Source organism: Mesorhizobium comanense, assembly GCF_005503535.1.
Lineage (GTDB): Bacteria > Pseudomonadota > Alphaproteobacteria > Rhizobiales > Rhizobiaceae > Mesorhizobium > Mesorhizobium comanense.
The window spans coordinates 190,293-207,847 of the sequence record NZ_SCNN01000011.1; the positions used below are offsets into that span (position 1 = coordinate 190,293).

Consider the following 17,555-nt stretch of genomic DNA (forward strand, 5'->3'; position numbering starts at 1 on the left):
CCTTTCTGAGTTTCTTGATGGTTACCGGGCTAGAAATCCCTTCGAGAGAGGGTCGCTCTTCTCGAAGTAGATCGTCTGGGTCGAGGTGATGAAGGCCGAGCCTTCGATCTCGATGATCATCGCCTCGCGGCCTTGCTCCTCGACGCGCCTTTGCAGGCGCGCCTCGAACGGAATGCCGAAGATGTTTTTTGCGTGATAGGTCTGGTCAGGGCCGATCAGCCCTTTGCCGAGCAGATAGGTCAGGCGCGCCGAGGTTCCGGTGCCGCAGGGCGAGCGGTCGTACTTGTTCGATTCCAGGACGAGAAAATGCGTCGCCGACGTCTCGCTTTCGGCATGGTGGAAAAGCACGCTCGGCGCCGCCGCGCCCGCCAGCAGCGGCAAATCCTTCGTCGCCGCCTTGATCGCGTCCTTGATCCTGGCGCCGGCCTGCATCAGGGCCGACGCATTGTCCGGGACCAGCCTGAACCCGAGAGAGGTCGCGTCCACCAGCGCATACCACATGCCGGCATAGACGATCGCGGCGTCGACCTTGCCTATGCCTTCGACGGAAACGCTCAGGTGATCGAGCCCGACATAGCTCGGCACATTGGCCAGCCGCACCCGGTCCAATGAGCCGTCTTCGCTCCAGATAAGATGGACAGTCACCACTCCGGCCGGCGTTTCCAGCGTGAAGCTGTCGCCCGTTTCGACGGAGATCTGGCCGGTAAAGGCCAGCGTCCTGGCAAAGCCGATCGTGCCATGACCGCACATGTCGAGATAGACATAGGACGAGATGAAGAACGCGCCATAGTCGGCAACATCGGAGCCGACCGGCACGAGACCGACCATGGCCGCATGGCCGCGCGGCTCATGCAGCAGCGCCGGGCGCAAGTGATCAAGGTGCTGGCGGAAATGGTCGCGCTTCTCCCGCACACTGGAGCCGGAAAGTTGCGGGATACCGCTGAGGATGACGCGCGTCGGATGGCCTGCTGTATGAGAATCGATGACGCTGAACGCTGACGAGAAGGTGGACACGAACTAGCCCTCGCCGAAGGCGTCGCGAATGCCGGCCCGCATGCTCTGCCAGATTTCCCGGATCAGGTTTTCTGTCATCGCCTTGGCGCTTTCGCCATCGCCCGCGGTGATCGCATCATAGATGCGGGCCGTGTCGTCGAGCGACAGCTGGATGATCTTGGGATCCTGTTCATAGGCGTGATAGCGGTAGCGCAAGGCCTGCTTTTCCAGGCCGCCGAGCAGGCGCGTCAGGGTCTTGTTGCCGGCAAGCGTGTAGGTCAGGAAAGAGCCGCGCACGTCGACGATGAAGAACTGCCTGGCATCGTTCCTGGCCTGGGCCTGCTTCAGCTCCGACAAGAGGTTCTTGAACTCGGCCTTCTTTTCGATGTCGGCGGATTCCGCCGCCTGCTTGGCGACCAGCCCTTCGAGCTCGATGCGGCAGGTGTAGACCTCGTCGAAATCGCGCTGCGACATCGGCGAGACCCAGATGCCGCGCCTCGCCTCGCGCATCACCAGACCGTCGCGCTCCAGCAACCTCAGCGCCTCGCGCACCGGCGAGCGGCTGACACCGTAGCGAGCTGCGACCATCTCCTCCGTCAGCCGCTCCCGCGACTTGAGGCGACCGAAGATGATCTCCTCCTCGAGCATCTCGGCGAGATTCTCCGGGATGGCGACCGACAATTTCTGGATGCGCGCTAAAATCATGTCGACACCATACTGTATACAATATACAGGTCAAGCCATCGCGGAAACTTTCTTGTGACGTGCAATCTGCCGGCGGCATTCCGCGGACCGCCGGGTCGGAAAAGGGCCAGGACATGTATCCAGAGACGATCGAGCTGCTGATTGACGGGGTGTGGTGCCAGGGGTCGGACGGCAGGTCCGAACCATTGATCAATCCCGCCACCGAGGAGGTGCTGGCAACCGTGCCGCACGCCACGCAGGCCGACCTCGACCGCGCGCTGGCCGCCTCGCTCAAGGGCTTCAAGCTCTGGAAGACGATGACCGCCATGCAGCGCTGGGCGATCATGGCCAAGGCCGCCGACCTGATCGAGCAACGCAAGGAGACAATCGCCCGCACACTGACGATGGAAAACGGCAAGGCGCTGGCCGAGGCTACCGGAGAGGTGCAGTTCGCCGCCGACGCAACCCGCTGGTATGCCGAGGAAGGCAAGCGCGCCTATGGCCGCATCGTCCCTGCCCGGTTGCCCGGCGTGCGGCAGATGGTGTTCAAGGAACCGGTCGGGCCGGTCGTCGCCTTCGCCGCCTGGAATTTTCCGGCCAGCAATGTCATCCGCAAGATTTCTGGCGCGCTCGGCGCCGGCTGCTCGATCATCCTGAAGCCGGCGGAGGAAACGCCGGGAACAGCGGTCGCCATCGCCCGCTGCTTCCAGGACGCCGGACTGCCAGCGGGCGTGCTCAACATCGTGTTCGGCGCGCCGGCTGAGGTGTCATCCTACCTGATCGCATCGCCGATCCCGAAGAAGGTCTCGCTGACCGGCTCCACGGCGGTTGGCAAGCTGTTGCAGAAGCAGGCAGCGGACACGTTGAAGCGCTGCACCATGGAACTGGGCGGCCACGCTCCCGTCATCGTCTACGAGGACGCCGATCTCGACAAGACGCTCGATACGGTCGTCACCTTCAAGTTCCGCAATGCCGGCCAGGTCTGCACCTCGCCGACCCGCTTCTACGTGCATGAGGCTGTCTACGACCGCTTCATCGACGGCTTCGCCTCGCGCGCCGAAAAGCTCAGGATCGGGGACGGCCTCGACACGAGCACGCAGATGGGCCCGATGATCGCGCCGCGGCGTCTCGACGCCATGGACGGTTTCGTCAGCGATGCGACGGCGAAAGGCGCTGTTGTCGTCACCGGCGGCAAGCGGATCGGCAACAAGGGCTATTTCTACGCGCCGACCTTGCTGAAGGACGTGCCAGACACGGCGCGTATCATGTCGGAGGAGCCGTTCGGTCCAATTGCCCCGACGACCACCTTCTCGACCTTCGACGAGATGATCGAGCGGGCGAACGCGCTGCCTTACGGCCTGGCCTCCTTCGTCTTCACCCGCGATCTCAGCCTCGCGCAGAAGACCGAGGCGGCGCTGGAAGCCGGCATGGTCGGCGTCAACCACATGATGGTATCGACACCGGAAACGCCGTTCGGCGGCGTCAACGAGTCCGGCTACGGTTCGGAGAGCGGGATCGAAGGGCTCGACGCCTATCTGCGCACGAAATTCGTGACCGAGATGTAGGACGTCCCGAAGGGCTGCATTCCCTTCGCATGTGAGAACCAATGGCGGCACTGCCTTTCAGGTACAGTGCGATGCCGCCATTGGCCCCTTGAACGAGCTGGCAAGACACGCGTAACATCGGCTATCTCGTTGAGTCTGCTACATTCATCCGGACTAATGTCCGGATTGGTCTGGACGTTTTCCTTGCAAACGGATGCAACCAGCAGCGCGCAGAAGCGCGGCAAATCGTTTGCCCATGTGGCCGAAGCCTCCTGGGGCAAGGGCCTCAGCACGTTGCTGCGCATCGTGCGCATGACGCTGCGCCATCCCTGGCAGGTCGCCATCACGCTCGTCTCGACCTTCATCGCCGCGACGCTGCAGCTTTTCATTCCGCGACTGCTCGGACGCGCCATCGACCAGGCGCAGGGCGTCATGACCGCCGGCGCCGGCACGGCCGCCGAGCAGGCGCTGTGGAACACGGCGCTGACGCTGCTGGTCGTCAGCATCCTGCGCGGTCTCTTCACGATGGCGCAGAATTATTATGGCGAGGCCGTCGGCCACCGGACCGGCTATGAGTTGCGGCTCGCCTTCTACGAGAAGATCCAGCGGCTGAGCTTCTCCTTCCACGACCGCGTCCATACGGGTGATCTCATCACGCTCGGTCTGCTCGATCTCGACGGCGTGCGCATGTTCTTTTCCACCGGCATCCTGCGCGTGGTGCTGCTCGGCGTTTTGATCGGCGTCGGCGCCTACCTGCTGATCAGCACCGATCCCGTGCTCGGCCTGCTCAGCCTGAGCTTCGTGCCGTTCGTCGCCTGGCGCTCCTCGGTGACCCAGCTCAGGCTGCGCAGCACCTGGCTGACCCTGCAGGAGCGCCTGTCGGTGCTGAGCCGGGTGATGGACGAGAACCTTGGCGGCATCCGCGTCGTGCGCGCCTTCGCTGCCCAACTGCATGAGCTGGCCAAATTCGATCGCGCCAAGCAGGCTGCGCTGGAGCTGGCCAATGAACGCGTCGACATCCGCGTCTCCAACACCAGCGCCATGAATTTTTCCTTCCTGGCCGCCATGGGGCTGGTTCTGTGGTTCGGCGGCCAAAAGGTTATCGTCGGCCAGATCAGCGTCGGCACGCTGGCGCAGTTCCTCACCTTCATGACCATCCTGCAGATGCCGGTGCGCCAGCTCGGCCTCATGGTCAATTCGTTCGCGCGCGCCTCGACCTGCGGCACGCGGCTGTTCGAACTGCTCGACGCCGAACTCGATATCGAGGACGCGCCCGATGCCAGGGAGCTCATCGTCACCTCAGGTGTGCTGCGCTTCGATAATGTCGGCTTCACTTATGAAGGCGCGGGCGGCAGGCCGGCGCTGTCGGGCATTTCGTTCGAAGCCAGGCCCGGCGAGACCGTCGGCATCGTCGGTCCGCCCGGAAGCGGCAAGTCGACCATCGCGCATCTGATCCCGCGCTTCTACGACGTGACCTCGGGCGCGATCACCATAGACGGACAGGACATTCGCACCGTCACGCTGCAATCGCTGCGCAAGACGGTCGGCGTGGTGCAGCAGGATGCGTTCCTGTTCACCACCTCGATCGAGAACAACATCGCCTACGGCAATCCATGGGCGCGCGAGACCCGCATCGGCCAGGCCGCCGAATACGCCCAACTGCACAATTACATCATCGGGCTTCCGGCGGGCTACACGACGGTCGTCGGTGAACGCGGCGCGTCGCTCTCCGGCGGCCAGCGGCAGCGCCTGACCATCGCGCGCAGCCTGATGCTGCGGCCGTCGGTGCTGGTGTTCGACGATTCCACGGCGGCCGTCGACGCCGGCACCGAGCAGCGTATCCGCGCGGCGATGAAGCGTTTTGCCAGGGATCGTGTGACGCTGATCATCTCGCACCGGCTGAGTTCGCTGATGCATGCCGACCAGATCCTGTTCGTCGAAGGCGGGCAGATCGTCGAGCGCGGCACGCATGAAGAACTGCTGGCGCTCGGCGGACGTTACCGCGCGCTCTACGACCTGCAGCTGCGGCCGGACGAAGATCGGCTCGAGGGAGCCGCATGATGTCGACGCAGGACGACGACGACAAGGAAGACAAAAGCGGGCGGCCGACAAGGGCTGTCGTCGGTTCGCATCGCGACGAGGAAGAGGTCTTCGGCAAGGCCTATGATCCACGCATCGTGCGGCGCATCTGGAGCTTCGTCAAACCTTACCAGGCCCGGATCTTCGTCTCGGTCGCGGCGGTGCTGGTGTTCACGCTGACGCAGCTGGCGATACCGCTGGTCATCCGTTACGCCATCGACCACGGCATGGCGCCCGGCAGGCTCGACCGCTCGGTCATGATCTGGTCGATTGTCTCTTTCACCGCGATCATCCTCATCAACTACGCCGCCAGCCATGTGCAGGAAAGCGTCGTCGGCAAGGTGGCCGAGAACGTGCTGTCCGACCTGCGCCGCGCCATGTTCAGCCATCTGCAACGCGTCTCGCTCAGCTTCATGGACAAGACCGAGGTCGGCCGGCTGATGTCGCGCCTGCAGGGCGATGTCAATTCGATGCAGGAGTTCCTCGAAACCTCCGTCATGTCGGTGGGCGACATAGTGCTCCTGTTCGGCATCGTCACCGTGCTTTTGTGGCTCGACTTCCGGCTCGGGCTGCTCACCTTGTCGACCATGCCGATGCTGTTCGTCGTGCGCCTGTTCTGGCTGCCGCGCGCCAAGGTCGCCTTCATGGCCGCCCACGAGACCAACTCGATCGCCAACGGCGCATTGGCCGAAGGCATTCACGGCGTGCGCACGGTCCAGAGCCTGGAGCGTCAGCATGTCAATTTCGACCTCTATGACGAGAAGGTGCTGGCCAATCTCAACGCGCATCTGCGGTCGGCGAAATACGCGCAGGTTATGGTGCCGATCGTCGACACGCTGACAGGCATCGCCATGGCGACCGTCATCGTCGTCGGCGGCTCAATGGTGCTGTCGCACAGCCTCGATGTCGGCGTCATGGTGGCGTTCCTGTTCTACATCCAGCGCTTCTTCGACCCGATCCGCTCGCTCACCATGCAGTACAGCGTGATGCAGCGCGCCATGGCTTCGGGCCAGCGCATCTCCGAAGTGCTCGACGTGCCGGTGGATGTCAGCGACAAGGAGAACGCGGTGGCGCTGTCGCGCGACATGGACGGTTCGGTCGAGTTCAGGAACGTCACCTTCGGCTACCGGCCGAACCAGCCGGTGCTGAAGAACATCTCATTCCGGGTCAATCCGGGCGAGACGGTGGCGCTCGTCGGGCCGACCGGATCCGGCAAATCGAGCTCGATGGCGCTTGTACACCGCTTCTACGATGTCTGGTCAGGCGAGGTGCTGGTCGGCGGCCATGACGTGCGCGACCTGACACAGGATTCGCTCGGCGACCAGGTGGCCATGGTGCTGCAGGAGCCTTTCCTGTTTTCGGGCACGGTGCTTGAGAACATCCGCTACCACAAGACCGGTGCAAGTCGCGAAGAGGTGATGCGCGCGGCACAGGCCGTCGGCGCCCATGACTTCATCGAACAGCTGTCCCACGGCTACGATACCGAGCTCGAGCAGCGCGGCGGCAATCTCTCGCTTGGCCAGCGCCAGTTGATCAGCTTCGCGCGGGCGCTCGTGGCAGACGCCAAGATCCTGGTGCTGGACGAAGCCACCGCCAGCATCGATTCCTACACGGAGATGTTGATCCAGAAGGCGCTGGTGACCTTGCTGGAAGGCCGCACCGGTCTCGTCATCGCGCATCGCCTGGCCACAATACGCGGCGCGGACCGCATCATCGTCCTGCAGAATGGCGAGATCGTCGAGAGCGGAAACCACGAACAGCTCATGGAAAGAAAGGGCCTTTACGCCCGTCTCTACAACATGAACTACGCGTCCTTCGACGACATTTCCGAGGAGGAGATCGGGATGGATGCGGCGGTCGGCAAAGCGACGTGACATGCGGGCAAGGTGCGGCAGCGGACCGCCTGCCGCTCAGTCCTGGCTTTGTCCTGGCCGTCTGGCATGGCCGCTGACCTGCGCACCGTCCTCCACATGCAGGAACAGGAACCCTGGGATGGAAAGCAGGGGAATGACCGCGGTCAGCAGGAATACCTGGTGAAAGCGCTCCGGCGTGAGTACATGGCCCTCGCCCGCGATCAGGCCGAGCAGCATGGCGGCAATCGAAACGCCAAGCGAAACGCTGAGCTGCTGCAGCACGCCGCCCAGGCTGGTGGCGCGGCTGAGCCTGTCGGCCGGCAGATCGGCATAAGACAGGGTGTTTGAGGTCATGAACTGCGCCGACCGGACGATGCCGAACAGGAAGACATAGAAGCCGATCAGCCAGTGCGGCGTGTCGGCGCTCATCAGGGCGAAGCCAGCAACGGTCGCCGAACCGACCACCGCGCTGCCGATCAGCACGACGCTGAAACCGAAGCGCCGCAGCAGCGGCGACAGCAGCGGGCGCATGAGCAACGCCCCAAAACTGCCGACGAATGTCAGGGAACCCGAGGTGACCGGGTTCATGCCGAAGCCGACCTGCAACATCAGTGGCACGAGAAACGGCACGCCGTTGAGGCCGACGCGGCACAGGCCTCCCGCCAGTGTGCCGACCCAGAAGGATCTGAACCGGAAAAGCGTCAGGTCGACCGCCGGCGCCGCGACGCGGCGCGCGTAGCGGCCGAAGGCGAGCAACAGCAAGACGGCGGCGGCCAGCACGATCAGCGTCGCATAGGAAGGGATGATCGGCCGGCCGATGTTTTCCAATCCGAACTGGAGAAGCGCCACGCCGATCCCCACCATCAGGAAACCGGGGATATCGAAGCGTTGCACTGCCTCGCCATGGAAATCATCGACGAAGCGCAGCGCCGCCAGAATGCCGATACAGCCAAACGGCACGTTGACGTAGAATATCCAGCGCCAGGACGCGTAGGTGGTCAGCAGTCCGCCGAGCAGCGGCCCGATGACCGGTCCCATGATGGCCGGCAGGGTCATGTAGGTCATTGCGGTGATCAGCCCGCTGCGCGGAAAGCTGCGCAACAGGATCAGCCGACCGACCGGCGTCATCATCGCGCCGCCCAGCCCCTGCAGGCCGCGCATGACCAGGAGCATGCCGAAACTGTCGGCCATGCCGCACAGCGCCGAGCCAAGGGTGAAGGTGAAAAGCGCCAGCGCGAAAACCCTGCGCGCGCCGAACCTGTCGGCGAACCAGCCGCTGACGGGAATGAACACGGCAAGCGTCAGGATATAGGTGGTGATTGCGAGGTTCAGCCGGACCGGCGTCGTATCGAGGCTTTGCGCGATGGCCGGGATCGCGGTGGTGATGATGGTGGAATCGAGCTGCTCCATCAGAAAGGCGATGGCGACGATGATCGGAATGATCAGCCGCAGCCTCGGGTCGCGATCGGTGGCAAATTGCGGCTGTTCCAATGCTGTAGCCAGTTCCGTCATGCAAATAGCTTATGTTTTCCAGCCGAGGTGCCCTGGTTCGAGGGCAGGAAGTGCCCTGGCTGTGTCAGCCGAGGTCCGAGATCATCATGCGGTCGTCTTATGGTCCGACAAATAGGCCAGGAGTAGGTTTTTCCATCTCGGTGGAAGTCAACTAATCTTGACCGGCGCTGGCGACTGCAGGGCACATCCCGGCGTCGAGGTCACGAGGTGTCCGGGAGCACCTTTACGCCCGAGTTCCCGCCGTCCCGATTTTGTGATGGAAAGTGTGAGGCCAGACCGCAGGCTCCTTCCCATATATTCTGAACGCAGAGGAGACATGCTCATGAAAAGGCAAAGCGTATTTCTTGGTTCCATCGCCTTGATGCTGGTTGCCGGCGCCAGCCCGCTCGCCACCAGCGCCAATGCAGCCGTCATCAAACACAACAGGCACCATCTTGTCGGCGCTTCCGCCCGTGAAGGAGCGGGCTATACGGACGCCTCTCACCGTGGGCACGAACGCCGCGGCGGCTGGTTGGGTGGCTGGACCGCGGAGAATTCTACCGGCGACCAGGGATGGATGGGCAGCTACTACAACGGCTATGGCAGCTATCGCGGCCAGCCGGGCGATATCTGCGGAACCATCGAATGGACGATCGGGTTCTGTGGTCCTCACGGCCCGTGATTGCCGACTGCCTGACGTCCGCCAGGTTGTCAACGTTCAGCGTTCCAGGGATTTCTGGACGGCTCCAACGCTTTGTTTTTTAGGCATTTCCCCAGGGGACCCGTTACACGTTTTTCACAGCACTGCTCCGGGGCGGCCGCTCGGCAAGTTGCCGGGCCGCTCCCCGTGATTTCGTGCCGCTCTTCCATCCCCGTCCCGATTTCGTGAAGGAACGTGTGCCCTGACGAGGCCGTTTTTCTCCCATGCGAGACATCGCAAACAAGTGGAGTAAAGCTCATGAAACGGCAATTGATCCTGGCAAGCTCGTTCGTACTGGCATTGGCTGCCGGCGCGACGTCATCCACCACCTCCGCCGACGCCGCCGTCTTCCGGCATAATGGCGGCGGTCACGCCATGAACCATTTCCGCGGCAACCATTTCAATGGCGGGCATCGATATGCCTATCGTCGTGGCTACGGTCACCGGCACTGGGCTGGCGGCGGCTGGAGGGGCGGCGGTTACTACGGCGGCTACTACGACTATTGCGGGCCTGTTCAACTGGCGCTCGGGCTCTGCGTCCCCTACCGGCCCTATTATGGCCCGTTCGGAATACTGTAATCCCTGTCCGGCCATGGTCGCCTAGTCAAGCACCATGGCCGATGGGACCGGCAGGCCTTGATCGCCCGGAGGCTGGAATTGCTCTACGCCATTTCGGGACGCTTCGAGGCTTCGCGGATGGCCTTGTGAACGTCGCGCTGCAAATCCATGAAGGCCGGGGTTTCCATCACCTCTTCCCGGCGCGGACGCTCGATGCCGACGTTGAAGGTCCGCATGATGCGCCCCGGGCCGATACCCATGACGACGATGCGGTCCGACAGGTAGACGGCCTCCTCCACGTCATGGGTGACGAACAGCACGGTCAGCCTGTGCTCTTCCCAGATCTGGGTCAGCAGTTCCTGCATCTGGTGCCGGGTCAGGGCATCGAGCGCGCCAAAGGGCTCGTCCATCAGCAGCATCTTGGGGCGATAGGACAGCGCACGCGCGATGGCGACGCGCTGTTTCATGCCGCCTGAAAGTTCAGACGGGAAGCGGTCGGCGCTGTGCGACAGCTTGACGAGGTCGAGATGCTCCAGCGCGATTTCGCGGCAGGCGGAGCGATCATAGCCCGCGGCCTTGAGGGCGAACTCGATGTTCTGCCGCGCCGTCAGCCACGGAAGCAGCGTGTAGGACTGGAAGACGACGCCGCGGTCGAGGCCCGGCTGCAGGATCGGCGCGCCATCGATGCTGAGTTCGCCGGCGTCGAAATCCTGCAGCCCGGCGACGATCGACAAGAGCGTGCTCTTGCCGCAGCCCGACGTGCCGACGAGCGAGACGAACTCATTGTCGGCGAGGTCGAGATTGATGTCGCGCAGCACTTCGGTGCGGCGCTCTCCCGTGCCGAAGCTCTTGTGGAGGCCGGCGATGCGCAACTTGGGAGCATTCATCGGCTGGTCCTCATTGCGAGTGGCCTTCCTGCCGGAACAGTATCTTTTCCAGGGCCTTCATGACCTGGTCGGTGATGAGGCCGAGCATGCCGAGCAGCAGGATGTAGCCGATGATGGTGTTTGTCTGGAAATAGCGCTGCGACACGGTGATGCGATAGCCCAACCCGGACGTCGCCGCGACAAGTTCGGCCAGCACAAGCCAGGTCCATGCCCAGCCGAGGCTGATGCGCAGCGTATCCCAGATACCCGGCAGGGCGCTGGGTACGACGATGCGCGTCAGGATCTTGCGGTCAGGCAGGCCGAGCGTGCGGCCAAGGCCTATGAAATCGGCGGGCACACGCTTCACATTGTCCATGACCATCAGCACCTGCTGGAAGAAGGTGCCGATGAAGATGATGAGGAATTTCTGCGTGTCGCCGGTGCCGGCCCAAAGGATGGAAAGCGGCACGAAAGCAACGACCGGCATGTAGCGGATGAAATCCACCAACGGCTCGATGGCGGCTTCCCAGGTACGGAAACTGCCGATCAGCACACCGATCGGTATGGAGAGTGCCGAGGCGAGAAGGAAGCCGATCGAGATGCGGTAGATCGAGGCCTGAAGGTCCAGCAGCAAGGTGCCATCGGTTGCGAGCTTGGCGATCTGGGCCGCGACGCTGCCCGGCGACGGCAGGAAGATGGGCTTTACCCATTCGAACCCGGTCGCCGCCCACCAGGCAAGGCCGAGGCCGACAAAGACAGCCACCGCTATCATCAGGAAGCGGGACCTTGAGATCGGCACGCCGATCCCGGAGGATCGGCGGCGGGTGGCCTTGCCGGCCACCGGGCTCGGCGAAGAAGGCGCCGGGCCGGCTTTCGCGGGGTGTTCAGCGGACATCTGCGTTACCACCCCGATCCGGCCTTGTCATTGCGCCGCCTTGACGAAAGACGGGTCGATCATCTGCTCCGGCGTCACGTCGGCCTGGAGCAGCTTGGCGTTCTTCGCGGCCGCCTCGACGTCGCCGAAGGTCTTGGTGGTGAACTCGCCGGTGAGCGCGGTCTTGTTTTCGGCAAGCGAGTAGTAGCGCACGCCGTCGAAAGCGGTGTTGAGGTCCTTGACGTCGGAGCCGACCGCCTTGGCGATGATGGCGCGGCCTCCCGCGGTGTCGGCGTTATAGTCCTTGAGCGCGGCGTCCCAGCTCTTGATCATGGCCAGAACCTGGCCGGGCTTCGACTTGATCACGTCATCGCGCACCACCAGCACGTCACTGATCAGGCCGGGATCCTCACCGGCGGTGAAGAGCAGCTTGACGTCCTTGTTCTGCGCCATGGCGACCGTGAGGTACGGCTCGTAGGTGACGGCGACCGGCACGCGGCCGGCGATCAAGGCGCCGCCCGCATCGGCGGCGGGCATCGGGACCGGCTGGACGTCGGCGACCGACATGCCGTTTTTCGCGAGCGCGTATTTGAGCAGGATGTCGCTCGTCGTTCCTTCCTCGAAGGCGACCTGCTTGCCCTTGAGGTCGGCGATGGACGTGACGTCCTTGCCGGCGATGATGGCATCAGCCGTCATGGAGACATCGAGCAGGAGCACGATCTTCACCGGCAGTCCGGCGGCGACCATGCCCATCGCGGTGTGGGTGGCGATGTTGGCGGCGTCGAGCTGGCCGCTCGCAAGCGCGGCGTTGATGTCCTTGTCCTCGGCGAAATTGACGATCTGGACGTCCGAAAGGCCGTTGGCCTTGAACAGTCCCTTGGCGTCGGCGACGTGCCATTGGCCATATCCAAGCCAGGGCTCGATGCCGATCTTGAACGACCCGGCCTCTGGCGTGGTGGGAATGGCCGCATCGGCCGCGCGAGCCGCCGGCGCGGCGGCGAGCCCAATGGCGGCGGCCATTACGAACGCGCGGAATTGTCCTGTCAGGTTAAGCGTCATCTCTAGTTCCCCTTGATGATCGGACCGCTTTTTACCCAGGCGCGCGGTCTGGTGAGAATGCGGGTTTCAGCTCTTGCGGCACTGTGCCTCGGCGTCTTGCCCGCCACTTCATGGTGAAATGCAGGGATATTTCAGCGTCAGCGACAGCGGATGTCAAGGCTAAAATACATACATGCATATACAAGTTAAGGTGACCTTCTTTTCCCGCCCGACCTGATGCATCGCCCCGCCTTGCGTGGTACCGGTTCACGCTCTTTCAGGATCTATCCGATCGAGAAAATCGGTCATCCGGTCGGCTCCGCCATCGGGTTCGCTGCCGACCATGACCGCGACCGAAAAGGCAATGAGCGAGGAAACCGGCGTGTGGCTGCGCGCGCCTGCCCTCAGGTTCATCACCAGGGTCGGCGACAGGAAAAGTCCTAGGCGCAACACCGTTCGCCAGTCGGCTGGAAGCATGTCACGACGTTTGAGCTCCAATAGCAGGGGTCGCCACAACGCCGTCGCCTTGACCTCCAGCAGATCGCGCCGGACAGGACTGAGATCCCAATCCGTGTCGACATGAAGATGATCGCCCTCCAGCCGCGCCTGGGCGCGAAAAGCCTGCGTCGCGGCAACCGGATCGTAGAGCCAGAACGGATGAGCAAAGATGTTGTGGAACGTCGCCTTCACCTCAGCCAGCAGCGTGGGGACATGCGAGCCGGCAAAGGCCGGATCGAAGAAGGACAGTTGCGCCCTTCCCGCTCTCTCGACGTACCAGACATTGGCGTTGTGGGCATCACCATGCGCGACCACGCCGCCGGCATCGGCCAGCCTTTCCGGCCGCAGCCTTGTCGCCGCCGCGTCGAAGAGTTCGCCGATACTGCTCTGATAAGGCCGGCCATTGACGACGAATTTCAACCGGCAGAGCCGACCCCAGTCGAGTTCGACATCCGGAAAGATGAACCGTTTGCCGATATAGAAATCGGCGAGGCGGCCACCGGGCGACGCGCGCGTATCGGCATCGATCAGCCGCTCGTGGAAGAGCCTGTGGATCGGCTCCGCCGACACTTGCGCGATGGTCACCGGATGCAGCGTCTCTCGATAGACATCGAGCAGTTTGGCGCAGAGATCGCGTTCGGCAAGCACCGCCTGGCGCCGCTTTTCGGGATCATCCTCGGCATCCAGCGCAAACAGCACATCCGAAAATCTGGGATCCGTGCGTCTGTCATAGACGAGAATCTGTTCGCCCGGCTCGGTGGACATATGGACCGGCTGGTCGACCGGCAGGCCGGCGCTCGTCAGTATCTCGGCCCGGTAATACTCCCCCGCCATCGCCTCTTCCCGCTCCTCCTGATGGAACTTGAAGAAGTAGGCCTTGCCGTCGCTGTCGAAGAACCCATTCAGCGAATTGAGGCTGTACTTGTCGAAGTTGATGCGGACGTTGTCCGGATTCATCCCGAACAGGTCGCCCAACAATGCTGAAAGCGCGCGCTGCGCCTCCGCAACATCATGCTGCGCGAGAGCCCGGATCCGCGCCGTGCGGCTCGAAGTGGGCGTCATGGGTCGGTCCTTCCGGCGGAGCAGACCGCCGACGGCCGAACTACCATCATCAATACATGTACATACATTTGCAATGAAGCCTCTGCGTTTCGCCTTGCTCGTCCTGTCAGCTTGCTCTGGAAGGGGAATACCGGCTGCCGAGCGAGTAGCGGCTGCCGGCATAGGTCAGCTTGCTGATCGTGGCCACGACCGCGCCCGTCCATGTCCGGCGATGCAGGAACAGGCAGCAACTGCCGACATCTATGTTCAGGTGCCGGGCCGTCTCGGCGTCCGCCGGTACGGCGGAAATGATGTGCTCGACCTCGGTCACCGGCGTCTTCTGCATGAGGTAGTCGTAGGTCGCCGTCTTTGAAAAATCCTGCTTGTCGTAGTCCGGTATCAGCCCCGGATTGACGAAACGCTCCTCCAGTTGCACCGGCAGGTCGTTCTCGAAATTGACAACGACCGAATGATAGATCGAACTCTTTTTGGCGAGTTCGAACGACAGGGCGAGTTCCTTCGTCGGCGTGATCGTTTCCAGGATCAGGACTTCGGAACGGTGCCTGTTGCCGCGCTCGACGATCTCCACCGCGATGTTGTTGATCTCGATCAGCGTCGATTGCGGCCGGGGCGGCGCGATGAACGTGCCGACGCCTTGCAACCGGATCAGGAAGCCGGCCGCGGTCAGTTCCCGCAAGGCGCGATGGACGGTCATGCGCGAAACACCAAGGGAGACCACCAGCTCGTTCTCGGACGGCAGCTTGCGGTCCTTGCCCCACCGGCCCGTACCGATGTTGGACAGGATGTAGTCCTTCACCTTCTCGTAAAGGGGGCTCGCCGTATCGGGCAAATCGATCATTTCAAAAATCCTTTCCGGCAATTTATCGGAAATCACGCCGGCTCAACAGGTTGCCGCATGCGGATGATTGTTTTCAAGCCGTCGCTCTCCCCCGCCAACAGCCGCTGATAGGCGGCCGGAATGTCGTCGAGACCGATCTCGCGATCGATCAGGGCGAGCAGCGGGTCGCTCAATTCGCCCAGCATCCGCACGGCGTCGGGCAGTTCGTCGGCGAAGGCATGGCATCCCAGCAATGCGATCTCGCGTTCGACCAGGAGGTTGGGGTCGATGTCGAGACGACCATGGAAAATGCCGACCATCGCCACCGCGCTGCCGGAATCAAGAACGCCGAGCAACTGAGTGAATGCGGCGATGCTGCCGGTCGCCTCGACAGCTGCAAGGAGCGGCGCATTGGCGGTAGCGGCGGCAATGGCATCGCGGTCCAGATCGACAATCGTGGCGCCGGTCACCCGCGCCACGCGGGCGCAGCGCGCCTGATTGCGGTCGGCGACAAGAACCGTGCCGGGAAAGGTCCGGGAAAGCAGCAGCGCGGCAAGGCCGCCGATCGGCCCGCAGCCGACCACAAGCACCGAGCCGGCCGTCTTCGGCAGGCGCTGCACCGCGTGCAGCGCCACTGCGAGCGGTTCGGCCATGGCGGCCACCCGTTCATCCAGCGCGGCATCGATGACATGCAGCAGGCGTGCCGGCAGCACGGCTTGCTCGGCGAAGCCGCCGTCGCATATCTCGCCGACGAAGCCCAGTGCGGCGCACAGATGCCGCCTGCCCGCACGACACTGCGCGCACTCTGCGCACCAGAAGCGGGAATCGGCAATCACCCGGTCGCCAACGGCAACGGTATCGACGCCCTCACCGAGTGCGACCACCGTCCCCGTCAACTCATGGCCGGCTGTCGAAGGCGACCGGCTTATCCATTGGCCGGTACGGAAATTGTGCAGATCGGAACCGCAGATGCCGGCGGCATCGATCCTGAGCTTCACCCAGTCCGCCTCCGGAAGGCCTGGCGCTTCGATCTCCTCCACGCGCAGATCGCCAGGTCCGTAAAGCCGTGCCGCCTTCATCGCGATCGTCTCCGCTCAGCCGGCGAGATAGCGGTCGCGAATTTCCGAGACCGCGTTTTCGTGGGAGCTGAAACCCTCGTAGCGGGCGAGCCTGCGGGCATGCTTGGCGAGTTCCGGATAGGCTGCCGAAGTGACGTAGCCGACCGACGAGCGCTTGACGAAATCCGTCACCGAGAGCGGCCCGTAAGTCCGCGCCCAGCGGCTGGTCGGCAGCACGGCGTTCGGCCCGAGGACGAAGTTTGCAAGGGTAACCGGCGTGTGCGGGCCCATCAGGATTTCGGCCGCTTCGGTGATGTGCCCGAGATGCGCGAATGGCTCCTTGGACAGGATTTCGAGATGCTCCGGCGCATAGTCGTTGATGAAACGGTAGGAGTCTTCGACCGAACCCGTCAACACGATGCCACCGCGCTTGCCTGTCAGCACCGCGCGCGAAAACTCCACGCGTTGCTCGGTCATGCCCGACCAGTGCTGCGGGATCGCCGCAAGGGCGGCTTCGGCGACCTTGCGGCTGTGCGTCACAAGATAGGCCGAGGAATCCGGGCCATGTTCGGCCTCGATCAGAAGGTCGAGCGCCGCAAGGCCGCCATCGACGCTGTCATCGGCAAAGATGACTGCTTCGGAGGGGCCGGCGGGCAGACCGGTGTCGATGATCGACGACAGGACACTCTTGGCGGCCACCACCCACGGACTGCCGGGGCCGACGATCTTGAGCGCCGGCTTCACCGTCTCGGTGCCATAGGCGACGGCCGCCACCGCCTGGGCGCCGCCGCATTTGTAGACGGTATTAACCCCGGCAAGGCGGGCGGCGACCAGCGTGGCCGCATCCACCGAACCATCCGCCGTCGGCGGCGTCACGATGGCGATCTGCGGCACGCCGGCGATGACGGCCGGGACCGACGTCATCATCGTCACCGAAGGAAAAGCCCCCTTGCCGCGCGGCACATAGAGCGCGACGGAAGCGATCGGCGTGTATCTGTCGCCGGCATAGGCTCCGGGACGGACTTCCTTCAGCCACATCGTTTCGGGCTTCTGCTCCTCATGGAAATGCTTGATGTTCTCGATGCCGAAGGCGATGCTTTCCACGACGTCCTTTTCGACCTTGTCGAATGCCGCGTCGAACTCGGCTTCCGTGACCTTCAGTCCGCCCTCAGCCACATTGGCCTTGTCGAGTTCCCGGGCGAAACGGACAAGGGCGGCATCACCCTCGTCCCTGACGGCCTGGATGATCGGGCGGACCTTCTCGACGAAAACCGACAGATCGCTCTCGGCGCGCTTGAGCAGGCCGGCCCGCTGGGTGGCATCGAGGGATGACAGGTCATGGAAGCTGATGTCGGACATGGATTTTCCTTCTGTTCAGAGCGATGCGCCGGCCGGCCACACATGCGCAATATGTTCAATTCGAACCATCGGCGAGCCGCC

General features: G+C 63.3%; 15 protein-coding genes. 5 read left to right on the forward strand and 10 right to left on the reverse strand.

The genetic code is table 11. The features are described from left to right. Positions 1-21: 21 nt before the first annotated feature. Both FFS37_RS19930 and FFS37_RS19935 read right to left on the reverse strand, forming a co-directional pair. Entirely contained in the window at positions 22-1,014 is a 993-nt protein-coding gene (locus FFS37_RS19930; protein ID WP_137932674.1) for a proline racemase family protein, read from the reverse strand. Between the two features lie 3 nt (positions 1,015-1,017). Then, positions 1,018-1,698: a GntR family transcriptional regulator gene (locus FFS37_RS19935; protein ID WP_064987884.1), complete on the reverse strand. Its 681-nt coding sequence runs from the start codon at positions 1,696-1,698 to the stop codon at positions 1,018-1,020. A gap of 113 nt (positions 1,699-1,811) precedes the next feature. On the opposite strand from FFS37_RS19935, the gene FFS37_RS19940 reads away from it, so the two are divergent. From FFS37_RS19940 to FFS37_RS19950, 3 genes are all read left to right on the forward strand, one after another. After that, positions 1,812-3,242, forward strand: coding sequence for an NAD-dependent succinate-semialdehyde dehydrogenase (locus FFS37_RS19940; RefSeq protein WP_137932675.1), 1,431 nt, complete (start codon positions 1,812-1,814; stop codon positions 3,240-3,242). Between the two features lie 156 nt (positions 3,243-3,398). Then, on the forward strand, positions 3,399-5,282 hold the full coding sequence (locus tag FFS37_RS19945; RefSeq protein ID WP_408631440.1) for an ABC transporter ATP-binding protein: 1,884 nt from the start codon (positions 3,399-3,401) through the stop codon (positions 5,280-5,282). Further along, entirely contained in the window at positions 5,282-7,174 is a 1,893-nt protein-coding gene (locus tag FFS37_RS19950; RefSeq protein WP_137932677.1) for an ABC transporter ATP-binding protein, read from the forward strand. Before FFS37_RS19945 ends, FFS37_RS19950 begins: the two co-directional genes overlap by 1 nt. Positions 7,175-7,210: 36 nt before the next feature. Here the strand turns inward: FFS37_RS19950 and FFS37_RS19955 are convergent, their stop codons facing one another. Further along, positions 7,211-8,665 (reverse strand): DHA2 family efflux MFS transporter permease subunit, encoded by a 1,455-nt coding sequence (locus FFS37_RS19955; protein WP_137932678.1) that lies wholly within the window; start codon positions 8,663-8,665, stop codon positions 7,211-7,213. A gap of 322 nt (positions 8,666-8,987) precedes the next feature. Here FFS37_RS19955 and FFS37_RS19960 point away from each other — a divergent pair, with 322 nt between their 5' ends. Together FFS37_RS19960 and FFS37_RS19965 are read left to right on the forward strand one after the other, a co-directional pair. Then, positions 8,988-9,326 (forward strand): hypothetical protein, encoded by a 339-nt coding sequence (locus FFS37_RS19960; RefSeq protein ID WP_137932679.1) that lies wholly within the window; start codon positions 8,988-8,990, stop codon positions 9,324-9,326. 276 nt (positions 9,327-9,602) lie between these two features. Further along, entirely contained in the window at positions 9,603-9,923 is a 321-nt protein-coding gene (locus FFS37_RS19965; protein ID WP_137932680.1) for a hypothetical protein, read from the forward strand. 83 nt (positions 9,924-10,006) lie between these two features. On the opposite strand, the gene FFS37_RS19970 is transcribed toward FFS37_RS19965, so the two are convergent. The 7 genes from FFS37_RS19970 to hisD all read right to left on the reverse strand — a co-directional run bounded on the left by FFS37_RS19970 (position 10,007) and on the right by hisD (position 17,474). Next, a complete protein-coding gene (locus tag FFS37_RS19970; protein WP_137932681.1) occupies positions 10,007-10,789 on the reverse strand; it encodes an ABC transporter ATP-binding protein in 783 nt (260 codons plus the stop codon). A 10-nt stretch (positions 10,790-10,799) separates the two neighbouring features. Then, on the reverse strand, positions 10,800-11,663 hold the full coding sequence (locus FFS37_RS19975) for an ABC transporter permease (protein WP_137932682.1): 864 nt from the start codon (positions 11,661-11,663) through the stop codon (positions 10,800-10,802). A 27-nt stretch (positions 11,664-11,690) separates the two neighbouring features. Beyond that, on the reverse strand, positions 11,691-12,701 hold the full coding sequence (locus FFS37_RS19980; RefSeq protein WP_137932683.1) for an ABC transporter substrate-binding protein: 1,011 nt from the start codon (positions 12,699-12,701) through the stop codon (positions 11,691-11,693). A gap of 246 nt (positions 12,702-12,947) precedes the next feature. Then, positions 12,948-14,240: a hypothetical protein gene (locus tag FFS37_RS19985; protein ID WP_137932729.1), complete on the reverse strand. Its 1,293-nt coding sequence runs from the start codon at positions 14,238-14,240 to the stop codon at positions 12,948-12,950. Positions 14,241-14,346: 106 nt separating this feature from the next. Then, the gene (hutC, locus tag FFS37_RS19990) at positions 14,347-15,078 is read right to left on the reverse strand and encodes a histidine utilization repressor (protein ID WP_137932684.1); all 732 of its coding nucleotides are present in this window, start codon (positions 15,076-15,078) and stop codon (positions 14,347-14,349) included. Positions 15,079-15,110: 32 nt separating this feature from the next. Continuing rightward, positions 15,111-16,136, reverse strand: coding sequence for a zinc-dependent alcohol dehydrogenase (locus FFS37_RS19995; protein ID WP_137932685.1), 1,026 nt, complete (start codon positions 16,134-16,136; stop codon positions 15,111-15,113). A gap of 15 nt (positions 16,137-16,151) precedes the next feature. Beyond that, positions 16,152-17,474 carry a histidinol dehydrogenase gene (gene hisD / locus FFS37_RS20000; protein WP_137932686.1) on the reverse strand — a complete coding sequence of 441 codons (1,323 nt, stop codon included), beginning with the start codon at positions 17,472-17,474 and terminating at the stop codon, positions 16,152-16,154. Positions 17,475-17,555 lie beyond the last annotated feature (81 nt).